This is a genomic window from Streptomyces sp. NPDC096323 (assembly GCF_040302845.1).
In the GTDB taxonomy this organism is placed as follows: Bacteria; Actinomycetota; Actinomycetes; order Streptomycetales; family Streptomycetaceae; genus Streptomyces.
The window spans coordinates 290,041-309,960 of sequence record NZ_JBEOSI010000002.1 but is presented as its reverse complement, the minus strand read 5'-3'; the positions used below and the strand labels follow the sequence as shown (position 1 = coordinate 309,960).

Here is a 19,920-nt window from a genome sequence, read left to right as displayed (position 1 = left end):
GGTCAGCCCCTTCCCAGAAGCAGCCGGGCCTCGCCGACCGTGATCACGGATCCGGTCACCAGCACCCCGGCGCCCGCGTACTCGTCCTCTTCCTCGGCGAGGGTGATCGCCGCCTCCAGCGCGTCGTCGAGCCGGGGTTCGACCTGGACCCGGTCGTTGCCGAAGACCTCGACGGCGACGGCGGCGAGCTCGTCGGCGTCCATCGCGCGTCCGCTGGAGTTCTGGGTGACGACGACCTCGGCGAAGATCGGCTCGAAGGCTTCCAGGAGCCCCCGCACGTCCTTGTCGGCGCTGGCGCCGACCACACCGATCAGCCGGGAGAAGCCGAACGCCTCGGAGAGCCCTTCGGCGGTGGCCAGGGCGCCCGCCGGGTTGTGCGCGGCGTCCAGGACGACGGTCGGGCTGGAGCGGACCACTTCGAGGCGGCCCGGGGAGATCACCGAGGCGAAGGCCTTGCGGACGATGTCGGCGTCGAGCGATCCGGTCTGCTCGGCGCCGACGCCGAAGAACGCCTCGACCGCGCAGAGCGCCACCACGGCGTTGCGCGCCTGGTGCGCGCCGTACAGCGGAAGGAAGACGTTCTCGTACTCGCCGCCGAGGCCGCGCAGCGTCAGCAGCTGGCCGCCGACGGCGATCTCCCGGGAGGCGACGCCGAACTCCATGCCCTCACGGGCCACGGTGGCGTCGACCTCGACGGCCTTCTTGAGCATGACCTGGGCGGCGTCGACGGGCTGCTGGGCGAGGATGACCGTCGCGCCCTGCTTGATGATCCCGGACTTCTCGACCGCGATCTCGCCCGGTGTGGAGCCGAGCCGGTCGGTGTGGTCGAGCGAGATGGGGGTGACGACGGCGACCGTGGAGTCGATCACGTTGGTCGCGTCCCAGGCGCCGCCCATGCCGACCTCGACGACGGCTACATCGACCGGCGCGTCGGCGAAGGCCGCGTACGCCATGCCGGTCAGCACCTCGAAGAAGGAGAGCCGGTAGGGCTGCTGCGCGTCGACCATCTCGACGTACGGCTTGATGTCCTGGTAGGTCTCGATGAACCGCTCGGGGTCCATCGGGGAGCCGTCCAGGCTGATCCGCTCGGTGATCGACTGGACGTGCGGCGAGGTGTAGCGGCCGGTCCGCAGGTCGAAGGCGCCGAGCAGGGCCTCGATCATGCGGGCGGTGCTCGTCTTGCCGTTGGTCCCCGTGATGTGGATGGAGGGGTACGCGTGCTGCGGGTCACCGAGCACGTCCATCAGCGCGGCGATGCGCGTCACGGACGGCTCCAGCTTGGTCTCGCCCCAGCGCCCGGCGAGCTCCTGCTCCACCGCGCGCAGCGCCTTGTCCACCTCGGGGTCGGCGGGGCGGGCGGGGACGTCGTCGCCCTGGGGCGGTCCGGAGGCGGCGCGCAGCGTACGACTCCCGGCCTCGATCACCGCCAGGTCGGGGTCGCGCTGGGTCGCTTCGTCGACGATCTCCGCGAAGGTCTCGTCGGAGTCGGACGCGTCGTGCCGGTCGGAAGGGCGGGGCTCACTCACGGGGCCAGTCTACGGACCGGCACGGACATCGCGCGCAGCGCCCGGGAGCGGGGGTGCGGCGAAGCCCCCGGCCCCCCTTCATGTGTGCGCGGGGGGCCGGGGGCTTCCGTGGTCTCAGCCCTGCGGCAGGGCCGCGAGCTGGCCGGTGATCCGCTCGATGTCGGCCTCGGCCTTGGAGAGGCGGCCGCGGATCTTGTCGACCACGTTGTCCGGGGCCTTGGCCAGGAACGCCTCGTTGCCGAGCTTGCCGGTGGCCTGGGCCTTCTCCTTCTGCGCGGCCTCCAGGTCCTTCGTCAGGCGCTTGCGCTCGGCGTCGATGTCGATCGTGCCGGACAGGTCGAGGGCGACGGTGGCACCCGCGACCGGCAGCGACGCGGTGGCGTGGAAGCCGTCCCCGGCCGGCTGCAGGCGCAGCAGCTGGCGGATGGCCGCCTCGTGCGGGGCGAGCGGCGTGCCGGTCAGGGTGAGCTCGGCCGGGACCTTCTGGCCGGGCTGCAGGCCCTGGTCGGAGCGGAAGCGGCGGACCTCGGTGACGACCTGCTGGACGAGCTCGATCTCCTTCTCGGCCGCGTCGTCACGGAAGCCGCTGTCCGCCGGCCACTCGGCGATGACGACGGACTCGCGGCCGGTGAGCGCGGTCCAGAGGGTCTCCGTGACGAAGGGGACGACCGGGTGCAGCAGCCGCAGCATCACGTCGAGGACCTCGCCCAGGACCCGGCCCGAGACCTCGGCCGGCCGGCCGCCGCCGAAGAACGTGGTCTTCGACAGTTCGAGGTACCAGTCGAAGACCTCGTCCCAGGCGAAGTGCCGGAGCGACTCGCTGAGCTTGGAGAACTGGTAGTCGTCGTAGTACGCGTCGACTTCGGCGACCGTCTTGTTCAGGCGCGACAGGATCCATCGGTCGGTCACCGACATCTCGTCGGCGGACGGCAGTTCGCCCTCGATCGTCGCGCCGTTCATCAGGGCGAAGCGGGTGGCGTTCCAGATCTTGTTGGAGAACTTGGCGGAACCCTGGACCCACTCCTCGCCGATCGGGACGTCGGTACCGGGGTTGGCGCCGCGCGCGAGGGTGAAACGGAGCGCGTCGGAGCCGTACTTGTCCATCCAGTCCAGCGGGTTGACCACATTGCCGAAGGACTTCGACATCTTCTTGCCGTGCTCGTCGCGGACCATGCCGTGCAGGACGATCGTTCCGAACGGCGGGACGCCGTCGTTGACGTACAGGCCGAACATCATCATCCGGGCGACCCAGAAGAAGAGGATGTCGTAGCCGGTGACGAGGACGGAGTTCGGATAGAACTTCGCGAGGCTGTCGGTCTGTTCGGGCCAGCCGAGCGTGGAGAACGGCCACAGGCCGGAGGAGAACCAGGTGTCCAGGACATCGCTGTCCTGGGTCCAGCCCTCGCCGGTGGGCGCCTCGTCATCCGGTCCGACGCAGACGACCTCGCCGTTCGGGCCGTACCAGACGGGAATGCGGTGGCCCCACCACAACTGCCGCGAGATGCACCAGTCGTGAAGGTTGTCGACCCAGTCGAAGTACCGCTTCTCCATCTCCTGCGGGTGGATCTTGACCTTGCCGTCGCGGACGGCGTCACCGGCCGCCTTGGCGAGCGGGGCGACCTTGACCCACCACTGGAGGGAGAGGCGCGGCTCGATGGTGGTCTTGCAGCGCGAGCAGTGGCCGACGGAGTGGACGTACGGCCGCTTCTCGGCGACGATCCGGCCCTCGGCACGCAGGGCGGCGACGATGGCGGAGCGGGCCTCCAGGCGGTCCAGGCCCTGGAAGGGGCCGGGGGCCGTGATGACGGCGCGCTCGTCGAGGACCGTGAGGAACGGCAGGTCGTGGCGCTTGCCGATCTCGAAGTCGTTCGGGTCGTGCGCCGGGGTGACCTTGACGGCGCCGGTGCCGAACTCGGGGTCGACGTGGTGGTCGGCGACGACCGGGATGGTGCGGTCGGTCAGCGGCAGCTTGATCTGCTTGCCGACCAGGTGCTTGTAGCGCTCGTCGTCGGGGTGGACGGCGACGGCGGTGTCCCCGAGCATCGTCTCGGCGCGGGTGGTGGCGACGACGATGGTCTCGTCACCTTCGCCGTACTGCATGGAGACGAGCTCGCCGTCGTCCTCCTGGTACTCGACCTCGATGTCCGAGATCGCGGTGAGGCAGCGCGGGCACCAGTTGATGATGCGCTCGGCGCGGTAGATCAGCTCGTCGTCGTACATCTGCTTGAAGACGGTCTGGACGGACTTCGACAGGCCCTCGTCCATGGTGAAGCGCTCACGGGACCAGGCGACGCCCTCGCCCAGGCGGCGCATCTGTCCGGAGATCTGGCCGCCGGACTCGTTCTTCCACTGCCAGACGCGCTCGACGAAGGCCTCGCGGCCCAGGTCGTGGCGGGACTTGCCCTCCTTGCCGAGCTCGCGCTCGACGACGTTCTGGGTGGCGATACCGGCGTGGTCCATGCCCGGCTGGTAGAGCGCCTCGAAGCCCTGCATGCGCTTACGGCGGACGAGGGCGTCGATCAGCGTGTGTTCGAAGGCGTGTCCCAGGTGCAGGGAGCCGGTGACGTTGGGCGGCGGGATGACGATGGAGTACGGCGGCTTCTCGCTGTTCTCGTCCGCCTCGAAGTAACCGCGTTCCACCCAGCGCTCGTACAGCTTCCCCTCTACGTCGGCCGGCGTGTACTGGGTCGGCAGTTCGGGGATGCTGGCTGGCTGCTGCGCTGCGTTCTCGGTCACGCCGCACAGTTTAGGGCCGTCACAGTCATGCACTGAAACCGGTTTGTTCAGCGTGATCTTGCGAGGAGCCCCGGGCGTTCACGCCCGGGAGGAATCTCATCCTGTGGTTGCGACGCGGCGCGTAGCGGCGTCTTCCGGGCGCGGAGCGCCCGGGAGGGGGTGTCCGGCGGAGCCGGAGAGCGCCGGGGTCGAACAGGTGGTCGCTGGTTCGCTGGAAGGTGGGACTGGTTTACGGAAGTCGCCCATATGTCCGGTGAGGTTTGTACGGTCATCGGTATGAAGCTCGTGGTGCAGGTCAAGCTCGTGCCCGATGCCGTGCAGGCGTCGGCCCTGGAGTCGACCCTGCGCGCGGCGAAGGAGGCGGCCTGCTGGGTGTCGGAGGTCTCCTACCGGCATTGTTAGTTGACTAACGGTCCGCCTCCCGGTGCCCCACGCGCGCGGAGCGTCCGTCAGTATGTTCGGAACGCGTAAGCATCACGAACAGGGGACTCCGCAGATGAGCTACAACCAGCCGGGCCCGTACGGCGACCAGCCGCCGCAGGGCCAGCCCGGACCGTACGGCGGTCCCCCGCAGGGTCAGCCGGGGCCGTACGGCCAGCCGCCGCAGGGCCAGCCCGGTTACGGCTACCCGCAGCAGGCCCCCCAGGGCGTCCCGCCCCAGCAGCAGCCCCCGCAGCCGGGCTACGGCTACCCGCAGGCCCAGCAGCCCGGCCCGTACGGGCAGCAGCCCCCCACCCCCCCGTACGGCGGCCAGCCGGCCTACGGCCAGCAGCCGGGCTTCCCCCCGGCCGCCCCGCCGAAGAAGAAGACGGGCCTGATCATCGGCGGCGTCATCGTCGCGCTCGCGGTGATCGGCGGCGGGGTGTACTTCCTGACGTCGGGCGGCGCCAGCAACAGCGATGTCGCGGACTCCACGAAGGGGTACAAGCTGACGCCGCCGCGCGCGGTGGACTCGTACAAGTCCGAGTCGGCAGCCAAATCCGTCAGCCCGCTGACCGGCGCCGAGAAGACCAAGATCGAGGCATCGGGGGTCAAGAGCCCCAGCAAGACCGCCTCCAACTACACGGGCGGCTCGGAGAAGGACCTGAGCATGAAGGTCCTCAGCTTCCAGGGCTACTGGGGCGACGTCAGTGACCCGGCCTCGGTGATCAACCACTCGTTCGACGACGCCAAGGCCGACATGGCGAAGGGGGACGACAAGACCACCGCCGAGCTGGTCGGTTCTCCCAAGGACGTCACGCCGTCCGGGTTCAAGGGCGCGCTGATGCGGTGCCAGAACCTGAAGATGGAAAACCCCGAGGGCGACGGAAGCGTCGACAAGGGGCCCAAGTCCTTCGAGATGCCCATCTGCATCTGGGCGGACTACAGCACCGTCGGCATCGTCACCGGCCTCGACATGAGCCTGGCCATGACCAACAAGTCCATGTCGCAGGATGATGTCGCGGCCCTCGCCGCCAAGCTCTACAACACCTCTCGCACCAAGATCTGATCACCGCGACGCGAAGGGGCGCCCCGCCGGCTGAAACCGGTGGGGCGCCCCTTCGCGTACAGATCAACCAACCGCTACGCGGACTTCTCGTGCCGTCCGTCGTCGCCCTTGCCGATCGTCCGCGGCTCGCGCGGGACCAGGGTCGGGTTGACGTTGTTGCGGACCACGTCCGCCGTGATGACGACGCGGGCCACGTCCTTGCGGGACGGCACCTCGTACATCACCGACTGGAGGACCTCCTCCATGATCGCGCGCAGGCCGCGCGCGCCGGTCTGGCGCAGGATCGCCTGGTCGGCGATGGCCTCCAGCGCCTCGCGCTCGAAGTCCAGCTCCACACCGTCGAGTTCGAACAGCCGCTGGTACTGCTTCACCAGGGCGTTGCGCGGCTCGATGAGGATCTGGAGCAGGGCCTCGCGGTCGAGGTTGTGGACCGAGGTCAGAACGGGGAGGCGGCCGATGAACTCGGGGATCATCCCGAACTTCACCAGGTCCTCCGGCATGACCTCCTGGAACTGGTCGCTCGCCTGGATCTCCCGCTTGGAGCGGATCGTGGCGCCGAAGCCGATGCCCTTGGCGCCGGCCCGGGACTCGATGATCTTCTCGAGGCCGGAGAACGCGCCGCCCACGATGAACAGCACGTTCGTCGTGTCGATCTGGATGAACTCCTGGTGCGGGTGCTTCCGGCCGCCCTGCGGCGGTACGGAGGCGGTGGTGCCCTCGAGGATCTTCAGCAGGGCCTGCTGGACGCCCTCGCCGGAGACATCGCGGGTGATCGACGGGTTCTCGCTCTTGCGGGCAACCTTGTCGATCTCGTCGATGTAGATGATCCCGGTCTCGGCCTTCTTGACGTCGTAGTCCGCGGCCTGGATCAGCTTCAGCAGGATGTTCTCGACGTCCTCGCCGACATAGCCGGCCTCCGTCAGCGCCGTCGCGTCGGCGATGGCGAACGGGACGTTGAGCATGCGGGCCAGCGTCTGCGCGAGGAGTGTCTTGCCCGAGCCCGTGGGGCCGAGCAGCAGAATGTTGGACTTCGCGAGTTCGATCGCGTCGTCGCGGCTCCCGCCGCCGCCGTTCTCCCCGGCCTGGACCCGCTTGTAGTGGTTGTACACCGCTACCGAGAGGGCCTTCTTCGCGGGCTCCTGCCCGACGACGTATCCCTCGAGGAACTCGTAGATCTCGCGGGGCTTGGGAAGTTCCTCCCAGCGGACCTCGCTCGTCTCCGCGAGCTCCTCCTCGATGATCTCGTTGCAGAGATCGATGCACTCGTCGCAGATGTACACACCGGGTCCTGCGATGAGCTTCTTCACCTGCTTCTGGCTCTTTCCGCAGAACGAGCACTTGAGCAGGTCGCCGCCATCACCGATGCGTGCCACGAGGTGCTTCCCCTTCGCCTGGGAGACGCCTGGTTCAGCGGCTCCTGGTGCCTCTATCCGACGGTACCTTGCCTGGGCCCCCGTTCGGGCCCCCCTTGGCACGGTTCACACGGCCGGGGCCGGGTGACCTTGCCGCACCAAGGGGTAAAGGCCGACGTCAGGCGGCCGCTCCGGCCGCGCTCTTACGGGTCGCGACGATCTGGTCGACCAGACCGTAGGCCAGGGCGTCATCGGCCGTCAGGATCTTGTCGCGCTCGATGTCGTCGCGGATCTTCTCGATCGGCGTGGTGGAGTGCTTGGCCAGCAGCTCCTCCAGCTGAGCCCGCATCCGCAGGATCTCGTTGGCCGCGATCTCCAGGTCGGAGAGCTGCTCACGGCCGGTCTGCGAGGACGGCTGGTGGATCAGGACGCGGGCGTTCGGCAGCGCCAGGCGCTTGCCCGGCGTGCCCGCGGCGAGCAGCACGGCCGCGGCGGAGGCCGCCTGGCCCATGCAGACCGTCTGGATGTCCGGCTTCACGAACTGCATCGTGTCGTAGATCGCGGTGAGCGCGGTGAACGAGCCGCCGGGGCTGTTGATGTAGATCGAGATGTCCCGGTCCGGGTCCATCGACTCCAGGCACAGCAGCTGCGCCATGACGTCGTTGGCGGAGGCGTCGTCGATCTGCACGCCGAGGAAGATCACGCGCTCCTCGAAGAGCTTCGCGTAGGGGTCGTACTCGCGCACGCCCTGCGAGGTGCGCTCCACGAAGCGCGGGACGATGTAGCGGTTGTCCACCTGCGGGCCGGTGTAGAGGCCGTTTGCGGACGCGCCGGGGAAGTTGTTCATGTGGGTGTTCACCATCCTGGTGGCGTTCTGTGGCTGGGTGTCTCGGCGTACGAGAGAAAGCGGTGCGGTGCGGCGCGATCCGGTGCTGACCGGGTCAGGCGCCGGTGCCGCCGCCGCCCGGAACGCCCGATGCGACCGTGATGATCTCGTCGATGAGGCCGTAGTCCTTGGCCTCCTCCGCGGTGTACCAGCGGTCGCGGTCGCCGTCGCGGATGATCGTCTCCACGGTCTGGCCGGAGTGGCGGGCGGTGATCTCCGCCATCCGCTGCTTGGTGCGCAGCAGGTACTGGGCCTGGATCTTGATGTCCGAGGCCGTACCGCCGATACCGGCCGAACCCTGGTGCATGAGGATGTCGGTGTTCGGGAGCGCGAAGCGCTTGCCGGCGGCGCCGCCGGTGAGCAGGAACTGGCCCATCGAGGCCGCCATGCCCATACCGATGGTGACGACGTCGTTCGGGATGTACTGCATGGTGTCGTAGACCGCCATGCCGGCCGTCACCGAACCACCGGGGCTGTTGATGTAGAGGTAGATGTCCTTGTCCGGCTCGGCGGCAAGGAGGAGGAGCTGTGCGGTGATCTTGTTGGCGATGTCATCGTCGACCTGCTGACCGAGGAAGATGATGCGTTCGCCGAGCAGTCGGCTGTAGACCTGGTCACCGAGGCCTCCACCGAGGGACGGCTCTCCGGCGGCGTAGGGCATCAGATTCGTCACGTATCCACCTGCTCGTCTCTGACGGCTCCGGCCGTCTCAGCGTCTTCGTACCGGGTGGGCCGGGGCTCCCCGACCCTTCCTCTTCATGGACCCTAACGCGCAGGTGGGACAACGCCATCCCGCTTCCGCAACTGTTCGCTGGGAGCGCAAGGTCCGCAGTCCGCACAAGGGTTGTGGGGGCGTCCGCCGATACGACGACGGGCCCCGGACGCGGTGGCGTCCGGAGCCCGTCGTGCGGGTTCAGCGCGAGGCTCAGGCCTCGGTCTTCTCCTCGGCGGCGGCGTCGGTGCCCTCGGCGGCCTCGTCCACTGCCTCCTCGTCGTCCTCCAGCTCGACGACCTCACCGTTGGTGTCGACGACCTTGGCGGCCTCGACGACCACGGCCAGCGCCTTGCCGCGGGCGACCTCGCCGACGAGCATCGGCACCTGGCCGCCCTCGACGACGGCCTGGGCGAACTGGTCGGGGCTCATGCCGGAGGACTGCGCGCGCCGCAGGAGGTGCTCGGTGAGCTCCTCCTGGTTGACGTTCAGCTTCTCCTTGTTGACGAGCTCGTCCAGGATGAACTGGGTCTTGATGCCCTTGATGGCCTGCTCGGACGTCTCCGCCTCGAACTCCTCGAGGGTCTTGCCCTGGATCTCCAGGTACTTCTCGAGGTCGAGACCCATCTGGCCGAGCTGGTGGTGCTCGAGGTTGTGCTTGCGGGTCTGGACCTCGTCCGCGAGCAGCTTCTCCGGGATCGGGACCTCGGCGAGCTTCAGCAGCTCCTCGAGGACGCGCTCCTGGGCCTGGGTGGCCTGCTCGTACTGCTTGGTGTCCTCAAGGCGCTTGCGGCTGTCCGCCTTCAGCTCGTCCAGCGTGTCGAACTCGCTGGCCATCTGGGCGAACTCGTCGTCCAGCTCGGGGAGCTCGCGGGCGGCGACGGCGGTGACCTTGACGGTGACCTCGGCGTCCTTGCCCTCGGCGGAGCCGCCCTTCAGCTGGGAGGTGAAGGTGGCCTCGCCACCCGCCTCCAGGCCGGTGACGGCGTCGTCGATGCCTTCGAGGAGCTCGCCGGAACCGATGGTGTACGAGACACCCTCGGCCACGCCGTCCTCGAGGACCTCGCCCTCGACCTTGGCCTGCAGGTCGATGGTCACGACGTCGCCCTCGGCGGCGGCGCGCTCGACCGGGTTGGTCGAGGCGAAGCGCTCGCGCAGCTGCTCCACGGCCTTCTCGACGTCCTCGTCGCTGACCTCAAGCGCGTCGACGGTGACCTCGATGCCGGAGTAGTCCGGGATCTCGATCTCGGGGCGTACGTCAACCTCGGCGGTGAAGGACAGCAGCTCGCCGTCCTTCAGCTCCGTGATGTCGACCTCCGGCTGGCCGAGGACGTTGAGCTCTCCCTCGTTGACGGCCTCGGTGTAGAACTTCGGGAGGGCGTCGTTGACGGCCTCCTCCAGCACTGCGCCACGGCCGAACCGCTGGTCGATGATCCGGTTGGGGATCTTGCCCTTGCGGAACCCCTTCACCGTGACCTGCTGGTTGATCTTCTTGTACGCCGCGTCGAGGCTGTCCTTGAGCTCCTCGAAGGGCACCTCAATGCTGAGCCGAACCCGAGTCGGGTTCAGGGTCTCCACGGCGCTCTTCACGGTTCGGTCTCCTTGGTGGCTGACTTCTTGGGGTTCTGCTCCACCGCACAGGAGGCGGCTTCGCGGACCGAGCCCGGTACATCAGACACACGGGCACGCATTTTGCATAGTAACGGCAAGGGGGAGAACTCCCACAATGCGATCTTGCCGGTGGTCGGGGTGGCCGGATTCGAACCGACGACCTTCCGCTCCCAAAGCGGACGCGCTACCAAGCTGCGCCACACCCCGTCGGTGCGACACGTAGGGTACATGCCGACGGGCGGTGCGCCGGACGCTTTACGCGGACCGCGCCGGACTCGGCGGCGCGCTCCGCCACCAGGTGTGCGGGCAGCGCCCGCGACCCGCTACGATGCTTCTCGTGCCGCGGTCCCGGTGACCTGCGGTGCACTGCATGCGGGCGTAGCTCAATGGTAGAGCCCTAGTCTTCCAAACTAGCTACGCGGGTTCGATTCCCGTCGCCCGCTCCATGCTTCGGGCCCGGCCCGGCGGATCCCCTCGGGGATGTCCGCCGGACCGGGCCCTTCGCGATTCCCGGAGTGGATTTCGCGGAGTGGAATCCCCGGGGCGCGCTCCCGGGGCGGCGCGGCCGCCCCGGCGCCGGAGGCCTCAGAAGCTGATCTGGTTGATCGTCTCCGCTATCGAGTTCATGAACCTGTTGATCGACGGCGCCATGCCGGTCGATGCCAGGAAGAAGCCGAAGAGCACCGCCACGATCGCGGGTCCGGCCTTGATGGAGCCACCTCGGATCAGGACCACCAGGATGATCGCCAAAAGAAGCACCACGGACAGTGAAATGGCCACGACTGCTCACACCCTCGGTCGGTCCGCCTTGCCGGCCCGGAGGCGTGCGGCCGCGCACTCCTCCGTTCCGTCCATCGTGCCACCAACTCCCCCGTGGTCGCTGCCAGGTGACGAATCGACCTGGCGATATCGCGCCAACTTGCGCCCCCTGCGCCCCCTGTGCGCCGGTCACTTGAGGCGCCGGACCGCACTCCGGCCGCGCGGCCACAGGGCCGGCGGCGCGACGTCCCGGCCGTGAGCACGCTCTGCCGGAAAAGAAATTGCGACGGCGATCGTTTCCGTATCCACACAGTTCATTCACAGGCATTACCGCCCACCCAGGGAGAAGTAATTCACACTCCCCAACCACCTGCCGATATGCACCATTTAAGGAGGATTAACACGGGCATACCAGACAGATTTCGATGATTGGGCATTCGTTCGAACGGGCGTGCGCGATATTCGGCAGCAGTTTTACGAATGGCGAATGAGACGTCTAAGGTGCTTGAAATGTTCCACGCTCCGAACGCATTTCAGAGGGCCACGCTCCCACCGGCGACCCGGGAGCAGGAGCCCAGACGCCAAGCACCGGCGGCGACGGACGGCGGCCCCGTACCGGCGTCGGGCGGGCCTGCGCAGACACCCGCCGCGAAGAGGCGTGACGCCTACTTCGACAATGCCAAGTACCTGGCCATCGTGCTCGTCGCGGTGGCCCACTCATGGGTGCCGGTCATGGACGGGAGCAGGGCCGCCCGAGCGCTGTACATGGTGACGTACACGTTCCACATGCCGGCCTTCATCATCATCTCCGGCTATTTCTCACGCTCGTTCGACATGACCCCGGCCAAGGTGAAGCGCCTGGTCACGGGCGTTGCCGTGCCGTATGTGGTGTTCGAGACGGCCTACTCCCTGTTCCGGCGGTACGCGGACGACCCCGGCGCCCCGATCAGCCTCACCGAGCCCTGGTACCTCACCTGGTTCCTGGCCGCACTGTTCATCTGGCGGCTCACCACACCGCTGTGGCGCACCCTGCGTCATCCGCTGGCGGTCTCGCTCGTCATCGCCTGTCTCGCCTCGCTCGCCCCCAGCATCGGCGGCGATCTCGACCTGCCGCGCGTCCTGCAGTTCCTGCCGTTCTTCGTGCTCGGACTCCAGCTCAGGCCCGAGCACTTCCAGTTGGTCCGCCGCCGCGAGGTGCGGATGCTCGCCCTGCCGCTGTTCGCGGTCGCGGTGGTCTTCGCCTATTGGGCGGCGCCCCGGATGGAACTGGGCTGGTTCCTGCGTAACTCCGCCGCCCAGGACATGGGGAACCCCTGGTGGTCCGGCGTGGTGATGACCCTCGCGCTGTTCGGCTGCGGGACGCTCCTCACCGCCGCGTTCCTGTCCCTGGTCCCCCGGCGCCACATGTGGTTCACGGTGCTCGGAGCCGGCACGATCTGCGGCTATCTGCTGCACGGCTTCCTGGTGAAGGGCGCAGGCTACGCGGGCGTGTTCGACCGGAACGAGTGGATGATCTCGCCGGCCGGCCTGGTTCTGGTCAGCGTCGTCGCCTCGGCCGGGGTGACGCTGATGTGCACGCCGCCGGTGCGACGCGTCCTGCGCTGTGTGACCGAGCCGGACATGAACTGGGCCTTCCGGCGGGACGCCGCCAGGCTCTGAGTGCGGGTCACACACAGGAGCCCGGCCCGTTCGCGGGCCGGGCTTCCCCGTGTTGGCTCAATCCCGTCGCCCGGGGGCGGGTTGTGGGACGGTGAGGCCCAGCAACGCCCGTACCAGCGCATACTTCCCGGTCAGCCGGGTACGGGTCGCCGCGTCCAGCACCGCGAGGCGCGCCGCGTCGGCGTTGTGCGCGAGGTCGGCCTCCTTGACCACCAGAGCGCCGGGCGTGGCCAGGATGCGGCGGGTGTACGCCGGCAGGTCCTCGCCGTCCCGCTTGGTGAGCGCGAGGACCATGTCCTTGACCTGCTGCGGCAGCGCGGCGCCGGCCAGCCACCGCTCCGACAGCGCGTCGTCCTCGACCGCGTCGTGCAGCCAGGCCGCGGCGATCTGTTCGTCGCTGCCGCCCCGGGCCCGTACGCCCTCCGCGACGGCCGCGAGGTGCTCGCTGTACGGCCTGCCCGCCTTGTCCCGCTGCGCGGCATGGGCCTGGCGGGCGACGGCCTCGACCTCGGCCAGGGTCAACTGTGCTCGTGATGCGGTCATGACCCGACCCTAGGCCGGTCGCGTCCGGCGGGCGGGAGGCGGCCGCGTTCCCGATCCGGTGACGGGGTGGCCTGTGTTGACGCGCGTCCGGTTCGAACCGATTGCGTACGGTTCGGGGTTCAGGACTTGCGGGACAGCAGCAGCAGAGCCCGGTCGTCGTTGACGTCCTTGGCGCAGGCCTCGATGAGGTGCCAGGCCGCGCCCTCGAAGCCCGTGGTGACGTAGCGGTCGGCGGCGCCCGTCAAACGGTCGATGCCTTCCGCGATGTCCCGGTCCGAGGCCTCCACCAGTCCGTCGGTGAACAGCATCAGTACGTCCCCGGGGGCCAGGTGGCCCTTCACCGCGTCGAACTCCGCCCCGTCGTACACCCCGAGCAGCGGGCCCTCCGCCGCCTTCTCCTCCCACTGGCCGCTGCCCGCGTGGAGCTGGAGGGCGGGGGGATGCCCTGCCGAGAGGAGCTCGTAGTCGCCGGACTCCAGGTCCAGCACCAGATGGATCGAGGTGGCGAAGCCCTCGTCCCAGTCCTGGCGCAGCAGATAGCCGTTGGCCGCGGGCAGGAAGCCGTGCGGCGGCAGCGAACCGAGGAGGCCGCCGAAGGCGCCGGACAGCAGCAGCGCCCGGGAGCCCGCGTCCATGCCCTTGCCCGAGACGTCGGTGAGTACGGCCTCCAGGGTGCGGCCGCCGTTGGTGCGGGCCGCGACGACGAAGTCCCCGGAGAAGGACTGCCCGCCGGCCGGGCGCAGCGACATCTCGCGGTGCCAGCCCTGCGGGAGGCGGGGCAGCGCGCTCTGGACCCGGATGCGTTCGCGCAGGTCGAAGAGCATGGTGCCGCCGCGCCGCCACGGCACGCCGACCCGGGCACGGAACTGAGCGAGGATCAGCCCCAGGAAGCCGCAGGCGGCGACCGTGAGCACGGTGCCGGGAGTGACCCGGGCCGGGCCGTCCTCGTACGGACCGAGCATGAGGGCTTCCACGATCAGGGCCGCGGCGGCGGTCGCGTACAGACCGAGCAGGCTGGCGGGCCGCAGCAGCAGGCCGCCGGCGACGATCGGCAGGACGAGCACGGTCGGCGAGCACCAGATCGGGTTCAGCAAGGTGCCGCAGGTGATCGCCGGGATGGTCAGCAGCAGGCCGGCCAGGGCGATCCAGTCCGAGCCGTCACCGCGGAAGTAGTCGACGCCGGACCTGCGCAGCGTGGTGCGTACCCGGTGCGCCGATTTCCGCAATCGGGCCGGGTACGTCTCTGCTCCTGCGCGTCGGGCCATTGCGGGGACCTTATCCACCCGGCGGGCTCCGGTGCAGGGGGACCCCTGTGACAATGCGTTCGAAAACGACTCGCCTCGCTGCGAACGCCCTGGTAGGCATGGCATATGACAACGGAGCTCCGCGTTTTGCAGCCGTCCGAGTGGGAGAAGTGGTTCTCGTCCCTGGAGCTCGCGTTCGGAGGCGTCCCCGAGTCTCCCGAGCAGCGGGAGCTGGACCGGGAGGTCACCGAGTGCGAGCGGTCGATCGGGTTCTGGGACGGCGACGACGTGGTCGCGACGGCGGGGGCGTTCAGCTTCCGCGTGGCAGTGCCCGGCGGGGCCATGGTCCCGGCGGCCGGGGTCACGATGGTGAGCGTCGCGGCCACGCACCGCAGGCGCGGTCTGCTGACCGCGATGATGCGCCGCCAGCTCGACGACGTGCGGGCGCTGGGCGAGCCGATCGCCGTGCTCACGGCATCGGAGCCGGCGATCTACGGCCGGTTCGGGTACGGGGCGGCGACCCGCCAGATGTCCCTGGCGATCGACACGGACCGGGTGCGGCTGAGCGTGCCCGAGGGGACGGACGAGGTCCGGCTGCGATACGCGCGCGAGGACGAGGCGGTCGCCGCGTGCGAGAGCGTGTACGCGCGGCTGGTGGCGGGGCGGCCCGGCACCCCGGCACACGGGCCCGGCTGGGAGCGCAAGCCGCTGGTCGATCCGGCGAGTTCACGCCAGGGCGGTTCGGTGCTGCAGTGCCTGCTGGCGGAACGGGACGGCGAGCTGGTCGGTTACACGAACTACCACATCAAGCCGGAATGGGACAGGTCGGGTCCCAAGGGCCGCGTCACGGTCAGCGATCTGCAGGCGCTGGACCCGGCGGCGTACGCGGCGCTCTGGCGGTTCCTGTTCGGGATCGACCTGACGTCGACGGTCGAGGCGCGGAACCGGCCGGTGGACGATGCCGTGCTGCACCTGGTGTCGGACGTGCGGCGGTGTGACATCCGGCTGCGGGACTCGCTGCACGTGCGGCTGGTGGACGTGGGGGCCGCGCTGGAGGCGCGGACCTACCGGGGGCCGCTGGACGTGGTGTTCGAGGTCGAGGACACATTTTGCCCCTGGAACGCCGGGCGTTGGCGGCTGACCGCGGACGCGAAGGGCGGCGCGTCGTGCAAGCGCACCGAGGACGCGGCCGATCTGGCGCTGTCGGTACGGGAGTTGGGTGCCGCCTACCTGGGTGATGAGGCGCTGGGCGCGCTGGCCCTGGCCGGGCGGGTCCGGGAGCTGCGGGCCGGGGCGGTGGCGGAGGCGTCGTCGGCGTTCCTGTCCGACGTGGCGCCGTGGTTGCCGCGGGGGTTCTAGCGGGGGCTGTCGCCGGGGTTTAGCGGGGTGCGGGTTCGTCCGGCGACGGGGCTTGTCCTCAATCGCCGGACGGGCTTGGTGGGGCGGTCGGGCTTGATCGGTCAGCGGGGCTGGCAGCCGGGGCACCAGAAGAGGTTTCGGGCGGCCAGGTCCGCCGTGCGGATCTCCGTGCCGCAGATGTGGCAGGACTGGCGTGCGCGCCGGTAGACGTAGACCTCGCCGCCGTGGTCGTCCACGCGCGGCGGGCGGCCCATCGCCTCGGGCAGGTGCTCGGGGCGCACGGTGTCGATGCGGTTGTTCCGTACGCCCTCACGCATCAGCGCGCCCAGGTCGCTCCAGATCGCGTCCCACTCGCGGCGGCTGAGGTCCTTGCCGGCCCGGTACGGGTCGATGCCGTGCCGGAACAGCACCTCGGCGCGGTACACGTTCCCCACGCCCGCGACGACCTTCTGGTCCATGAGCAGGGCGGCCACGGTGATCCGGCTGCGGGAGATCCGCTGCCAGGCCCGCTCGCCGTCGTCACCGGGGCGCAGCGGGTCGGGGCCGAGGCGGTCGTGTATCGCCCGCTTCTCGCCGTCGGTGATCAGGGCGCAGGCGGTGGGGCCGCGCAGATCCGCGTGGTGCGCGTCGTTCAGGAGGCGGAGGCGGACCGTGTCGGTGGGCGGCGGGGCCGGGACCGTACCGAATCCGAGCTTGCCGAACAGGCCGAGGTGGATGTGCACCCAGCCGGTGTCCTCGAAGCCGAGGAAGAGGTGCTTGCCGTGCGCGTCGGCCCCGTCCAGCACGCGGCCGTCGAGGAGGGCGGCGCCGTCGGAGAATTTCCCCTGCGGGCTGCTGACCCGCACCGACCACCCGGCGAACCTGTCCCTGTGGTCGTCCGCGAGGCGGTGGATGGTGTGTCCCTCGGGCACGGCTGGGGTTCTCCTCGGTGAGGCGCGGGCGGACATGGCTGTGCCGCCGGGGGTACCGGCGGCACGGTTCAGGATACGAGGGTGGTCAGGCCTGCTGCGGGTGGTGGGCCGGGATCGGGGGGAGCTCGCCGGTGTTCTCGTACGCCGTGAGCATCTCGATGCGGCGGGTGTGCCGCTCCTCGCCCGAGTACGGGGTCGTCAGGAAGATCTCGACGAACTTGGTGGACTCCTCGGCCGTGTGCATCCGGCCTCCGATGGCGATCACGTTGGCGTCGTTGTGCTCGCGGCCGAGCGCGGCGGTCTGCTCGCTCCAGGCCAGTGCGGCGCGGACGCCCTTGACCTTGTTCGCGGCCATCTGTTCGCCGTTGCCGGAGCCGCCGATCACGATGCCGAGGCTGTCCGGGTCCGCGGCCGTCTTCTCTGCGGCACGCAGGCAGAACGGCGGGTAGTCGTCCTGGGCGTCGTAGATGTGGGGGCCGCAGTCGACGACATCGTGGCCCTGTGCCTTGAGCCACTCGACGAGGTGGTTCTTGAGTTCGTAACCGGCATGGTCGGATCCGAGGTACACGCGCATGGGAGGAGTGTGGCACGTGCGGCCCGGGGTAGCCGACGACGGGGTGCGGCGTGCCCCTGATGTGCGGGCCCTGTGTGGGCAACACCACTGAGGCAACGATCCGGTCAACGAATCGGAGTAAAGGGTTCCGTTTTCGGGGTTCGCCGGGCTTCAATGCATCGCTTGCCGCTCTACCACCGTGGGGCGGCCGGCCACGCAACCGAGTGATCCGAAACGTAAGGATTCGATCCATGACGTCGCAGACGACTCTGGCAGGGCCGGGCCACCAGCCCGACGGGCCGGACCGTTCGGACCGGACGGAGCCCCAGGACGGGCTCCAGGCCGGTCTCAAGAACCGTCACCTCTCGATGATCGCGATCGGCGGTGTCATCGGCGCGGGCCTGTTCGTGGGTTCCAGCGCCGGCATCGCCGCCGCCGGACCGGCCATCCTGCTGTCGTACGCGCTGGTCGGCCTGATGGTCGTCTTCGTGATGCGGATGCTCGGCGAGATGGCGGCCGCCCGCCCCGCATCGGGCTCCTTCTCCGCCTACGCCGACCAGGCCCTGGGCCGCTGGGCCGGTTTCTCGATCGGCTGGCTGTACTGGTTCTTCTGGGTCGTGGTGCTCGCCGTCGAGGCCACGGCGGGCGCCAAGATCCTGGAGAGCTGGGTGCCGGGCATCCCGCAGTGGGGCTGGGCCCTGATCGTGATGCTGGTGCTGACGGCGACGAACCTGGTGTCCGTCGGTTCGTACGGCGAGTTCGAGTTCTGGTTCGCCGGTATCAAGGTGGTGGCGATCGGCGCGTTCGTGATCGTCGGCCTGCTCGCCGTCTTCGGGGTGCTGCCCGGAACGGACGGCGGCGGATCCGGACTGGCCCACCTCACCGACACCGGCGGCTTCTTCCCCGAAGGTCCCGGCGCCATCCTCACCGGGGTGCTGATGGTCGTCTTCTCGTTCATGGGCAGCGAGATCGTCACCCTGGCGGCCGGCGAGTCGGAGAACCCGCAGCGAGCCGTGCAGAAGGCAACCAACAGCGTCATCTGGCGGATCGCCGTCTTCTACCTGGGCTCGATCTTCATCGTGCTGACCCTGCTGCCGTGGAACGACCCGTCGATCCTGGAGAAGGGCAGCTACGTCGCGGCGCTCGACGTCATCGGCATCCCGCACGCCGGTCAGGTGATGGACGTCATCGTGCTGACGGCCGTGCTGTCCTGCCTGAACTCCGGCCTCTACACGGCCTCCCGGATGGCGTTCTCGCTCGGCGGCCGCGGTGACGCGCCCAAGGCGTTCGCCCGGACCAACAAGCGGGGCGTGCCGCAGGCGGCGATCCTGTCCTCCGTCGTCTTCGGTTTCGTGGCCGTCTTCTTCAACTACCAGTGGCCCGACACCGTCTTCGCGTTCCTGCTGAACTCCTCGGGCGCGGTCGCGCTCTTCGTCTGGCTGGTCATCTGCTTCACCCAGCTGCGGATGCGCGGCATCATCCTGCGCGAGACGCCCGAGAAGCTGATCGTGCGGATGTGGCTCTTCCCGTACCTGACCTGGGCGACGATCGCGATGATCTCGTTCGTGCTCGTCTACATGCTCACCGACGACGCCGGGCGCGAGCAGGTGCTGCTCTCGCTGCTGGTCGCGGTGCTGGTGGTGGCCGTGTCGCTGGTCCGTGAGGCGCGCAGGCGCCGCAGCGGTGAGCCGGCGGCCGGTCGCTGAACCACTCCTTCGGCGGCGGGGACCGCGCCGAGGGGTGCGGAGACGCGGAAGAGGCTCGCCGGTCGGTGTCGCGATGCGACCCGGCGAGCCTCTTCCGAGGTGTTTACGCAAGCGGTGGCATCAGCCGCGACGGCCGGTGAGCTTCCAGGAGGCGGGCAGCGCGCCCATGGCGAGTGCCGCCTTCAGCGCGTCGCCGAGCAGGAACGGCGTCAGGCCGGCCGCGATCGCGGCGCTCGCCGACATGCCGGTGGACAGCGCCAGGTAGGGCACGCCGACCGCGTAGATGATCGCCGAGCCGAGCACCATCGTGCCCGCGGTGCGCAGCACCGAGCGGTCTCCGCCCCGGCGGGCCAGACCGCCGACGACGGTGGCCGCGAGCAGCATGCCGAGCACGTAGCCGAAGGACGCGCCGCCCGCGCCGGAGCTGCCGCCCGCGAACCACGGCATGCCGGCCATGCCGACGAGTGCGTACACGGCGAGCGCGAGGAAGCCGCGGCGGGCGCCGAGCGCGGTGCCGACGAGGAGCGCGGCGAAGGTCTGGCCGGTGACGGGGACCGGGGAGCCGGGGACCGGGACGGCGATCTGGGCCGCTATGCCGGTCAGCGCGGCGCCGCCGAGCACCAGGGCGGTGTCCACGGCGTAGCGGTGCCGGACGGCGGGCAGCAGGTCGGCGAGGACCGCTCCGGTACGGACGGGGGCGGCGGCAGCAGTGCTCATCGGGACTCCGGCGGGGTGAGGGCAGGTGGGGACAGACTGAGGCTGACGTTAGCCGACGGACTGTGGCCGGATCACCATCAGCGGCCCACAAAGGGACGGTTGAGGGATTGGTGGGGTTCGCACAAGTGTCGGCATGCAATCACGCCGGGGCGTGATG

The 19,920-nt window shown here is 69.5% G+C and carries 17 protein-coding genes and 2 tRNA genes; 6 read left to right on the top strand and 13 right to left on the bottom strand.

The window, feature by feature from the left end:
- Positions 1–2: 2 nt before the first annotated feature.
- Both folC and ABTX18_RS05390 read right to left on the bottom strand, forming a co-directional pair.
- Positions 3–1,526, bottom strand: a complete 1,524-nt coding sequence (folC, locus tag ABTX18_RS05395) for a bifunctional tetrahydrofolate synthase/dihydrofolate synthase (protein ID WP_352121410.1) — start codon at positions 1,524–1,526, stop codon at positions 3–5.
- Between the two features lie 114 nt (positions 1,527–1,640).
- Positions 1,641–4,262, bottom strand: coding sequence for a valine--tRNA ligase (locus tag ABTX18_RS05390; protein WP_352121409.1), 2,622 nt, complete (start codon positions 4,260–4,262; stop codon positions 1,641–1,643).
- Positions 4,263–4,538: 276 nt separating this feature from the next.
- Between ABTX18_RS05390 and ABTX18_RS05385 the strand changes: the two genes are divergently transcribed.
- A complete protein-coding gene (locus tag ABTX18_RS05385) occupies positions 4,539–4,664 on the top strand; it encodes a hypothetical protein (protein WP_352121873.1) in 126 nt (41 codons plus the stop codon).
- Positions 4,665–4,758: 94 nt separating this feature from the next.
- A complete protein-coding gene (locus tag ABTX18_RS05380; protein WP_352121408.1) occupies positions 4,759–5,751 on the top strand; it encodes a hypothetical protein in 993 nt (330 codons plus the stop codon).
- A gap of 74 nt (positions 5,752–5,825) precedes the next feature.
- On the opposite strand, the gene clpX is transcribed toward ABTX18_RS05380, so the two are convergent.
- The 5 genes from clpX to ABTX18_RS05355 form a co-directional block, all read right to left on the bottom strand.
- A complete protein-coding gene (clpX, locus tag ABTX18_RS05375) occupies positions 5,826–7,124 on the bottom strand; it encodes an ATP-dependent Clp protease ATP-binding subunit ClpX (RefSeq protein ID WP_352121407.1) in 1,299 nt (432 codons plus the stop codon).
- 157 nt (positions 7,125–7,281) lie between these two features.
- Positions 7,282–7,965: an ATP-dependent Clp protease proteolytic subunit gene (locus ABTX18_RS05370; protein WP_306070064.1), complete on the bottom strand. Its 684-nt coding sequence runs from the start codon at positions 7,963–7,965 to the stop codon at positions 7,282–7,284.
- A 79-nt stretch (positions 7,966–8,044) separates the two neighbouring features.
- Positions 8,045–8,650, bottom strand: a complete 606-nt coding sequence (locus ABTX18_RS05365; protein WP_352121848.1) for an ATP-dependent Clp protease proteolytic subunit — start codon at positions 8,648–8,650, stop codon at positions 8,045–8,047.
- 264 nt (positions 8,651–8,914) lie between these two features.
- Entirely contained in the window at positions 8,915–10,291 is a 1,377-nt protein-coding gene (tig, locus tag ABTX18_RS05360; RefSeq protein ID WP_352121406.1) for a trigger factor, read from the bottom strand.
- A 151-nt stretch (positions 10,292–10,442) separates the two neighbouring features.
- Positions 10,443–10,519 (bottom strand) — tRNA-Pro (locus tag ABTX18_RS05355).
- Between the two features lie 165 nt (positions 10,520–10,684).
- Between ABTX18_RS05355 and ABTX18_RS05350 the strand changes: the two genes are divergently transcribed.
- Positions 10,685–10,758, top strand: a tRNA-Gly gene (locus ABTX18_RS05350).
- A 139-nt stretch (positions 10,759–10,897) separates the two neighbouring features.
- Here the strand turns inward: ABTX18_RS05350 and ABTX18_RS05345 are convergent.
- Positions 10,898–11,092, bottom strand: a complete 195-nt coding sequence (locus ABTX18_RS05345) for a hypothetical protein (RefSeq protein WP_136325240.1) — start codon at positions 11,090–11,092, stop codon at positions 10,898–10,900.
- A 489-nt stretch (positions 11,093–11,581) separates the two neighbouring features.
- Between ABTX18_RS05345 and ABTX18_RS05340 the strand changes: the two genes are divergently transcribed.
- Entirely contained in the window at positions 11,582–12,730 is a 1,149-nt protein-coding gene (locus ABTX18_RS05340) for an acyltransferase family protein (RefSeq protein ID WP_352121405.1), read from the top strand.
- A gap of 57 nt (positions 12,731–12,787) precedes the next feature.
- On the opposite strand, the gene ABTX18_RS05335 is transcribed toward ABTX18_RS05340, so the two are convergent.
- Together ABTX18_RS05335 and ABTX18_RS05330 are read right to left on the bottom strand one after the other, a co-directional pair.
- The gene (locus tag ABTX18_RS05335; protein ID WP_352121404.1) at positions 12,788–13,273 is read right to left on the bottom strand and encodes an HD domain-containing protein; all 486 of its coding nucleotides are present in this window, start codon (positions 13,271–13,273) and stop codon (positions 12,788–12,790) included.
- Between the two features lie 119 nt (positions 13,274–13,392).
- Positions 13,393–14,538 (bottom strand): PP2C family protein-serine/threonine phosphatase, encoded by a 1,146-nt coding sequence (locus ABTX18_RS05330; protein WP_352121403.1) that lies wholly within the window; start codon positions 14,536–14,538, stop codon positions 13,393–13,395.
- A gap of 105 nt (positions 14,539–14,643) precedes the next feature.
- Here ABTX18_RS05330 and ABTX18_RS05325 point away from each other — a divergent pair, with 105 nt between their 5' ends.
- Positions 14,644–15,876: a GNAT family N-acetyltransferase gene (locus tag ABTX18_RS05325; RefSeq protein ID WP_352121402.1), complete on the top strand. Its 1,233-nt coding sequence runs from the start codon at positions 14,644–14,646 to the stop codon at positions 15,874–15,876.
- A 101-nt stretch (positions 15,877–15,977) separates the two neighbouring features.
- Here the strand turns inward: ABTX18_RS05325 and ABTX18_RS05320 are convergent, their stop codons facing one another.
- Both ABTX18_RS05320 and ABTX18_RS05315 read right to left on the bottom strand, forming a co-directional pair.
- Positions 15,978–16,787, bottom strand: coding sequence for an Fpg/Nei family DNA glycosylase (locus ABTX18_RS05320; protein WP_352121401.1), 810 nt, complete (start codon positions 16,785–16,787; stop codon positions 15,978–15,980).
- Positions 16,788–16,872: 85 nt separating this feature from the next.
- A complete protein-coding gene (locus ABTX18_RS05315) occupies positions 16,873–17,361 on the bottom strand; it encodes a ribose-5-phosphate isomerase (RefSeq protein WP_352121400.1) in 489 nt (162 codons plus the stop codon).
- Between the two features lie 230 nt (positions 17,362–17,591).
- Between ABTX18_RS05315 and ABTX18_RS05310 the strand changes: the two genes are divergently transcribed.
- The gene (locus tag ABTX18_RS05310; protein WP_352121399.1) at positions 17,592–19,046 is read left to right on the top strand and encodes an amino acid permease; all 1,455 of its coding nucleotides are present in this window, start codon (positions 17,592–17,594) and stop codon (positions 19,044–19,046) included.
- 120 nt (positions 19,047–19,166) lie between these two features.
- Here ABTX18_RS05310 and ABTX18_RS05305 read toward each other — a convergent pair whose 3' ends face one another.
- Positions 19,167–19,763, bottom strand: a complete 597-nt coding sequence (locus ABTX18_RS05305; protein ID WP_352121398.1) for a biotin transporter BioY — start codon at positions 19,761–19,763, stop codon at positions 19,167–19,169.
- Positions 19,764–19,920: the final 157 nt, after the last annotated feature.

Coding starts and splice junctions, on each gene's coding strand:
- ABTX18_RS05385 (WP_352121873.1), top strand. CDS start 4,539: ATGAAGCTCGTGGTGCAGGTCAAGCTCGTGCCCGATGCCGTGCAGGCG.
- ABTX18_RS05380 (WP_352121408.1), top strand. CDS start 4,759: ATGAGCTACAACCAGCCGGGCCCGTACGGCGACCAGCCGCCGCAGGGC.
- ABTX18_RS05370 (WP_306070064.1), bottom strand. CDS start 7,965: ATGGTGAACACCCACATGAACAACTTCCCCGGCGCGTCCGCAAACGGC.
- ABTX18_RS05365 (WP_352121848.1), bottom strand. CDS start 8,650: ATGCCCTACGCCGCCGGAGAGCCGTCCCTCGGTGGAGGCCTCGGTGAC.
- ABTX18_RS05340 (WP_352121405.1), top strand. CDS start 11,582: ATGTTCCACGCTCCGAACGCATTTCAGAGGGCCACGCTCCCACCGGCG.
- ABTX18_RS05335 (WP_352121404.1), bottom strand. CDS start 13,273: ATGACCGCATCACGAGCACAGTTGACCCTGGCCGAGGTCGAGGCCGTC.
- ABTX18_RS05330 (WP_352121403.1), bottom strand. CDS start 14,538: ATGGCCCGACGCGCAGGAGCAGAGACGTACCCGGCCCGATTGCGGAAA.
- ABTX18_RS05325 (WP_352121402.1), top strand. CDS start 14,644: ATGACAACGGAGCTCCGCGTTTTGCAGCCGTCCGAGTGGGAGAAGTGG.
- ABTX18_RS05315 (WP_352121400.1), bottom strand. CDS start 17,361: ATGCGCGTGTACCTCGGATCCGACCATGCCGGTTACGAACTCAAGAAC.
- ABTX18_RS05310 (WP_352121399.1), top strand. CDS start 17,592: ATGACGTCGCAGACGACTCTGGCAGGGCCGGGCCACCAGCCCGACGGG.
- ABTX18_RS05305 (WP_352121398.1), bottom strand. CDS start 19,763: ATGAGCACTGCTGCCGCCGCCCCCGTCCGTACCGGAGCGGTCCTCGCC.